The organism is Leptospira weilii (assembly GCF_006874765.1).
GTDB lineage: Bacteria > Spirochaetota > Leptospiria > Leptospirales > Leptospiraceae > Leptospira > Leptospira weilii.
In genome coordinates this window covers 1,148,166-1,155,000 of record NZ_CP040840.1, presented here as the reverse complement: position 1 = coordinate 1,155,000, position 6,835 = coordinate 1,148,166, and the positions used below count along the sequence as shown (strand labels likewise).

Here is a 6,835-nt window from a genome sequence, read left to right as displayed (position 1 = left end):
TTTCAGGGATGGGGATTTGCTCAGTTTGATCTTGGCGAATATGGGTTTGTTATCCGGAAAAATTTTTTTGGTCCTAGGATCGTATTTGTGAGAACAGACCACACTCGCAGTAAGTCCTTTGATGACTTGAATGCTCTTAAGCGGTGTTTTAGATTGTAGTTTTACCGAAACCTCGGGTTCGGAAAATTCCGCTTCCAGATTCTTATCCAGGGTCTGGCATTTGATCGGTATTCCGAGTAGCAAAGTTTCTCCCGCGTTAGACACGCTTGCAAAGATGTTCACTCGAACCGTTACTTCTTTGATATTGTCCCGCACTTTGACCGCGGCGGGGAAATCCGGAAGTTTGTGTTTGATCGTAAACGACTCCGTTTTGTCTTTGAGAGATATCGGTGGAATCGTTATTTTTCCCAAACCTTCCAACATTCCGGGAGGACCGCTTACGCGGATTACGGAAGGGGATATGAAATGATTCGCTTTTACGTAGTTTTGCGGCAGATCTCCGGTAAACTTCACGTCAATCGGTAGTATTTTTATCGAAGTCGATTCCAGATTTACCTTGATCTTGTCGCGGAGTCTTGTGATTCGCAGTCCTGTCGGCGCGCCCGAAATCCTGTAAGCCGAAACCAAATTTTCTCCGGCCTTAAGTTCGGAAGTGTTGATATGCACCTTTAAAAACTGAGAATAATAATTCACATACTCGCGTACTCCCTCCACCTTTACGGGAACGGTCTTATCCGAGGTTTTAGAGACTACCAGAGTTCCGCCTAACTTCGGATATTCGATCGGAATCTGTATCTCCTTTACGAGTATTTTAGAATTCTGTAAATTCACATAAAATACGACCGCCAGTATAAGAGACCCCAGTTTCGCCTGCCAGTTGTTGAAGATCATCACCAACGATCCGCCCTTTCTTCGGAAGGGAAATTGTGTTTCTCCGAACCGCTTTCCCGCTTTTGCAGTATCGTATTCACCAAATTTTTGAGCTCGATCGGTTTGACGGGATGAGTCATTTCTCCGTCGTAACACACCGAAATTTCCCCGGTCTCCTCGGATGTTACGATTACGATGGAATCCGATTCCTCCGATATTCCGAGTGCGGCACGGTGTCTGGCTCCCATTCTCGCGTCGTCCAGATTCTGAGTCATGGGGAGAAACGCGCCTGCGCACGCGATTCGGTTTTGTTCGATGATGACCGCTCCGTCGTGAAGCGCGGAATTTTTCTTAAAGATGGTGAGTAGAAGATTGGAGGAGATGATCGCATCCAGTTGTACGGCTTGGTCGATGATTTCTTTCAGACTGTTTTCCCGCACGATCGCTATGAGTGATCCGGTTTTATTCTTTGCCATGATCTTGACCGCTTCGGTGATTTCTTCCAAATCGGTCATCTGTTTGAGTAGAAAGGGCTGAAAAATCTTCATCTTGGAAAGGTCCGCGGTGATTTTTCTGAGTTCGGGTTGTAGTAATACGATGATCGCAAATACCAAGGCGGGACGGATACTTTCTATGATCCAATCCAATAGTTCCAGTTCGAAATAACTCGCAAAAATTCCCAAGAACCATATGACCGCGACCCCGAGTAAAAGTTGAATTCCTCTGGTTCTTCGGATGGTCGTATAAAACTGATAGATGAAAAATCCCACGATCAATATGTCGATCACGATGACGAACGGATTTTTTCCGAGCGGGAAAAGAGATATATTCTTAAAGAAAAACAATCCGTAATCCCCGTCTTACAATCCTAAAACCGCAAACATATCGTACAATCCGGGTTTGCGTCCCACTAAAAACTCCGCCGCGTGAATCGATCCCACCGCAAAGGCTTTCCGATCCTGGGCCTTGTGTGTGATTTCGATCCTTTCTTCGGGTGTAAAGAAATAAACCGTGTGTTCTCCGATCACTTCTCCGGCGCGGAGTGTATGGATTCCGATTTCCTTGGGGTCCCTTTCTTTTAGTATCCCGTGTCTTCCGTGGATCACGTTCTTGGATGTTCTGCCTAACGTTTCGAGAAGGATGCTCTTCAGCTTTTCCGCGGTTCCGGACGGCGCGTCCTTTTTATGTCGGTGATGGATGTCTTGGATTTCTATGTCCGAGTTTTCTCCCATCACCTTGGCCGCAATTTCGGTTAACTTGAATAGTAAATTGACTCCGATGGACATGTTCGGAGAATATACGATCCCGATTTCTTTCGAGGCCACTTTGAGTGCGTCTTTTTGGAGTTCGGTCAATCCCGTGGTTCCGATCACTACCGGCTTTCGATTTTGGAGACACGCTCGTAACGTCGCATCCAAATTTTGATGCGTACTGAAATCAATGACGCAATCCGCCCCTCTTACCGCCGCTTCTATATCGGAGGAAAAATGCACCCCGTTCTGTTTGATTCCGGAATGAAGTCCCGAGTCCATTCCCAAAAATACGGAACTTCCGCTTACCACGGAAGAAGAAAGTGTGGATTTGGCGGAGGAAGAAAGCACCGTGATGATGGCGCGTCCCATTCTCCCGGAACCTCCGATCAGCGCAATTTGAACCTTTGAATCGGACATTTTCACTCGTACCCTTTTTCTTTCAGTGTTTCGAGCGCCTTTTTGTATTTTACGCTTGTTTCATTTTGGGAAAGTCCGGTCAAAGGCAGCCGGATCTCCGGTCCGCAGTGACCGAACCATGCCATTGCCGCCTTGATCGGTATCGGGTTGGTTTCCATAAACGATAGTGCGAAAACTTCTATAAAATCGTAATGTATCTTTCTGGCTTCGGGAATCTTTCCATCCTGAAAGTTCTTTACCATCTCTACGATTGCTTTCGGAAAGAGATTCGATACGACGGAAACTACACCTACTCCTCCGATCGCAAGCAACGGTAGAGTGAGGTTATCGTCTCCGGAAAGTACGGTCATTTTATTTCCCACCAGAGAAATCAGTTTTCCCATCTGTCCCAGATCTCCCGTAGCTTCCTTCATCGATCGTATCTGTTTTACTTCACTCAAACGTAGTACGGTTTCCGGTTGTAGATTTACGGAGGTTCTGCCGGGTATATTGTAGAGCATTACGGGCACGGATGAATGTTCCGCAATCGCCTTAAAATGTTGGAAGAGTCCTTCCTGAGTAGGTTTGTTATAATAAGGATTTACGGAAAGAATTCCGTCCACGCCGTCCTTACAAGCGGCTTCGGTTAGTTCAATTGCCTCTCGGGTGGAATTGGAACCGGTTCCGGCTACGACTTGGATTTTTCCCTGTACGGCTTTGACGGTTTCCCGGATCAATTCCGCGTGTTCTGTATGGGAAAGGGTCGGCGATTCTCCCGTTGTTCCACAAGGCACAATTCCGTTCACTCCCGCCTTGATTTGTTTTTCCAATAGTTTGTTATAGCTCTCGTAGTCGATTTTATCATTTTTGAATGGTGTGATGATCGCCGTATAAACGCCCTGAAACATAAGGTTAGGTTCTTTCCTTTAGCTTGATTTGGCAATCAAAATCGTTTCGATTTCTGATTGCAGCGAAGCTTCTTCCTTCCAGGCTGGATCGTTAGTGAAACTGTTTTCTTTTTTGTGGAATCCCGGACTTCTGTGTGTTCTCGTTTTTTTGGTCACATCCTTTTTCTCCTGGATCTATCTCCATTCCGAACGATTCGGCATCTCGGATATTTCGAATGAAAGAAGCATGCACGTCGGCACGACGAAAAAATCGGGAGGAATTTGGATCTTTCTTCCGGTTTTTTGTTTGGCCGTGTTCTGGTTCGGTGGATTTGAAATTCCGGATCGGAAAATTCTTCTTTTTTTTACGGGTCTGTTGTTCTTTTTTTCGATCGGCCTGGCGGACGATCTGTTTTCTCTCGGTTCGGGTTTCCGTCTCGTCTTGGAATTTTTTTTCCTGTTCATTTTTTTTCTTCTGGAACCGGTTCGATTTTCGTTTTTGGGTTTCGACACCGGATATGTTCCGGGACTTTCCACGCTTCTTTTGATCGTCTACGTTTTGTTCGTCGTTAACGTTTGTAATTTTATGGACGGTCTTGATTCGTACCTTTCCTCTCATTTTCTTCTTTCCGTCTTTGCGTTCCCATTTTTATTTCAATCCCAACTTCCTTCGGTTTTTTTTTGGATCTGCGCGGGCGTCTTCGGTTTTTTAGGTTTTAATTTACCCAAAGCGAAACTTTTTTTAGGAGATGCGGGTTCGCTTCCTCTCGGTTATTCCATTGCGGTTCTTCCTCTTTTATTCATTCAGGAAAAAAACTGGGGGCAGTTCGAAATCACATCCTCATTTTTTTTATTGCCCGTTTTTTTCGTGGACGGTGTCATTACCATCCTTCTTCGACTCAAAGATGGTGAGAATATTCTCAAAGCTCATCGCAGACATCTCTACCAACTAGTCGCCGTTAATTCGGCTAACAAAGGCTTAGTTGCATTTCTTTTTACGGTCGCTAACCTTCCGGCAATGTTTCTGTTTGCTATTCATCGTAACGCTGGTTTTCCGGGTAGTATCGTATTTTGGTTTTGCTTAGTGAGTTATGCTGGGTTGTATTTTTTTCTGTTTCGTAGGTTCGGTTTTTCTTCCAGGCATCCTTGATACGGTTCGTCCAAACTGTAATGTATGTAAAGTCCTATCCACTGATCCCTAACATCTGATTCCTAAAATCTCGCATTTACCAACATGTTTTCATGAAAATATCCTATTTTGGTATATTCTATTTCAGAATGTAGAATTTCTCCGTTTTGTTCAAATCCATCCATTCACGCGAAGCGAAAATTTTTTGCAAAAATCTAATCGCTGCCAGAAAAGACGCCGACCTTACTCAGTTTGAGGTTGCTATGCGTTTGGGCCAACCTCAATCTTATATTTCCAAAATTGAATCCGGTGAAAGGCGTCTTGACGTTATCGAATTCTGGAGAATCTATAAAATCCTTGGCAAATCCTTTGAATTTTTCTTTCATTTTGACGAAAAGCCGGAAGGTTCTGAGAAAAGATCCAAAACTCTCAAAGCGGCTAGCGGGAAACGTAAAAAAAAGCTTTCTAAGTCCTAAATCTTGCTATCGTTCCCTTTGTTTGTTATCCACTTTTAATTCTGCCCCCAATCGCGGATGTTACTGATCCCTATAAAAATAAATACCTATTTACTCCTTCGATTCCTTCCGATTCATATCTATCTCGCCAACGCATTACCGATTGTTTATTTACTTCAAGCTTTTTTGATACTCCGTAGCACGTGTAGCCTTTCTTCAGTAGATCGATTTCCTTCAACCTACGCTTTTCCAAGCGCTTTAATTTTTTCCTCTCCAATCTTTGCATTATGACAATTGTATATTATTGTTATATTTTGGTACTCTTTTTTGTAGGGATCAGTAAAATCCTGACATCTGACATCTATCCACTAAAACATGTTGCTTTACAGATTGAAGCGAAGACCCCAATTTCGGATAAACGAAATCATAGCAGATATATTGAATATACATAAAACTTAAATAACAAAGAAGTCCTTCTCCGAAATCCGCCCTATCCACTGACTCCTAAAATCCTGACATCTAACATCTATCCACTAAAACATGTTGCTTTGCAGATTGAAGCGAAGAGCCCGTTTTCGGATAAACGAAATCAGAGCAAAGATATCGAATATACAGAAAACTTAAATAACAAAGAAGTCCTTCTCCGAAATCCGCCCTATCCGCTGACTCCTAAAATCCTGACATCTAACATCTATCCACTAAAACATGTTGCTTTGCAGATTGAAGCGAAGAGCCCGTTTTCGGATAAACGAAATCAGAGCAAAGATATTGAATATACAGAAAACTTAAATAACAAAGAAGTCCTTCTCCGAAATCCGCCCTATCCACTGACTCCTAAAATCCTGACATCTAACATCTATCCACTAAAACATGTGTCAGACGGCGAAGGGAAGACTCTTTCCAAGACGCAATATTTGCCGTATGGCGAGACTTTTGTCCAACGTGAAGATTTGAACTTTGCTCCGAAATACAATTCGCAAGAACTCGATCGGGAGTCTGGGTTTTATTTTTACAATGCGGAGGTATTACGATCCTGGGATTGCGAGATTTACGAGTAAGGTAAAAGTGTGGTTCCAGGGCCTTTGTTTTCTTACCGAAAGCATAGCGATCGGAAAAACTCTCAATCGCCCGAACTTCAAAGCCTAAATCGAAAATCCATCGAATAAGAGATTGCAAACCCTATCACCGGTTCGTAGACTGCCTTAAAATTTTAGCAGTAGTTTGTCCCAAAACTTTGGTTCGTCGTTTTCTTGCGGATCGCATCAAAATTTTGAGATAAGCACATACTTTATCATCGGAGTTTTTTATGAAACAGCATCTAATACGAATCTTTAGCTACGGCTTTTTGGTTTGGTTGATTCCATTTATCGTCGCGATTCCGTTTTATTCGAGGGACGGAAAGTTACAGACCGATCTATTTTTGTTCAAAACGGCGATGCTTCTAGTAGGAAATTTCACGGGTTGTATTTTATTGGCCTCTCTCGCATTGAAAATCTCTGGTAAGAAATTTTCGATTCTTCTAAGCACAGGATTTATCTGGCTAGCAATCAACTGGGGATTGGATTTTTTAATTTTACTTCCGATGTCTAAGATGAACGCAGGAGACTATTTTATTCAAATCGGTCTTCGTTATCTAACTATGATTTTTATCTCCTCTACGATCGGTTGGGTTACGGATCGATCGATTAACAGATAGAAAAGAAAATCCGTCTGATTCAGAGTTTGTTTTAAAATCAAGACTTTGTTTGAAGAACTCGGCGGAAGTTTAACTTCCGCTTCGTAGAAAGTCGAACTAAAATCTTGAAATTTTTCTTTTATTTATTAGATTTTTCTAATTTTCGAACA

The 6,835-nt window shown here is 42.8% G+C and carries 7 protein-coding genes and 2 pseudogenes (1 of these 9 running past the window's edge); 4 read left to right on the top strand and 5 right to left on the bottom strand.

Annotation, left to right across the window (positions count from 1 at the left end; translation table 11 throughout):
- The 4 genes in view from FHG67_RS05555 to dapA are tightly spaced (at most 15 nt apart) and all read right to left on the bottom strand, a layout consistent with a single transcriptional unit that may run on beyond the window.
- Positions 1-897 carry the 5' portion of a CdaR family protein gene (locus FHG67_RS05555; protein ID WP_085986089.1) on the bottom strand. The gene continues 156 nt to the left of window position 1, outside the view, so 897 of the gene's 1,053 nt are visible here — the first part of the coding sequence; it begins with the start codon at positions 895-897; its stop codon lies off the left edge, out of view.
- Positions 891-1,715, bottom strand: coding sequence for a diadenylate cyclase CdaA (gene cdaA / locus FHG67_RS05550; RefSeq protein WP_002619510.1), 825 nt, complete (start codon positions 1,713-1,715; stop codon positions 891-893). The genes FHG67_RS05555 and cdaA overlap by 7 nt, the downstream gene beginning before the upstream one ends.
- A 15-nt stretch (positions 1,716-1,730) precedes the next feature.
- Positions 1,731-2,540 (bottom strand): 4-hydroxy-tetrahydrodipicolinate reductase, encoded by an 810-nt coding sequence (gene dapB, locus FHG67_RS05545; RefSeq protein ID WP_004500769.1) that lies wholly within the window; start codon positions 2,538-2,540, stop codon positions 1,731-1,733.
- A gap of 2 nt (positions 2,541-2,542) precedes the next feature.
- Positions 2,543-3,427: a 4-hydroxy-tetrahydrodipicolinate synthase gene (dapA, locus tag FHG67_RS05540; protein ID WP_004502229.1), complete on the bottom strand. Its 885-nt coding sequence runs from the start codon at positions 3,425-3,427 to the stop codon at positions 2,543-2,545.
- Between the two features lie 94 nt (positions 3,428-3,521).
- On the opposite strand from dapA, the gene FHG67_RS05535 reads away from it, so the two are divergent.
- Complete coding sequence (locus FHG67_RS05535) at positions 3,522-4,556, top strand: MraY family glycosyltransferase (protein WP_036076173.1); 1,035 nt, start codon at positions 3,522-3,524, stop codon at positions 4,554-4,556.
- Positions 4,557-4,702: 146 nt separating this feature from the next.
- Positions 4,703-5,011 (top strand): helix-turn-helix domain-containing protein, encoded by a 309-nt coding sequence (locus FHG67_RS05530; protein WP_004495567.1) that lies wholly within the window; start codon positions 4,703-4,705, stop codon positions 5,009-5,011.
- Positions 5,012-5,102: 91 nt separating this feature from the next.
- Here FHG67_RS05530 and FHG67_RS05525 read toward each other — a convergent pair.
- Positions 5,103-5,276 (bottom strand): annotated as a pseudogene (locus FHG67_RS05525) (helix-turn-helix domain-containing protein); the annotation flags it as partial.
- A 403-nt stretch (positions 5,277-5,679) separates the two neighbouring features.
- Here FHG67_RS05525 and FHG67_RS22240 point away from each other — a divergent pair.
- A pseudogene (locus FHG67_RS22240) lies at positions 5,680-6,046 on the top strand (RHS repeat-associated core domain-containing protein); the annotation flags it as partial.
- A gap of 250 nt (positions 6,047-6,296) precedes the next feature.
- Positions 6,297-6,686 (top strand): hypothetical protein, encoded by a 390-nt coding sequence (locus FHG67_RS05515; protein ID WP_002619454.1) that lies wholly within the window; start codon positions 6,297-6,299, stop codon positions 6,684-6,686.
- Positions 6,687-6,835: the final 149 nt, after the last annotated feature.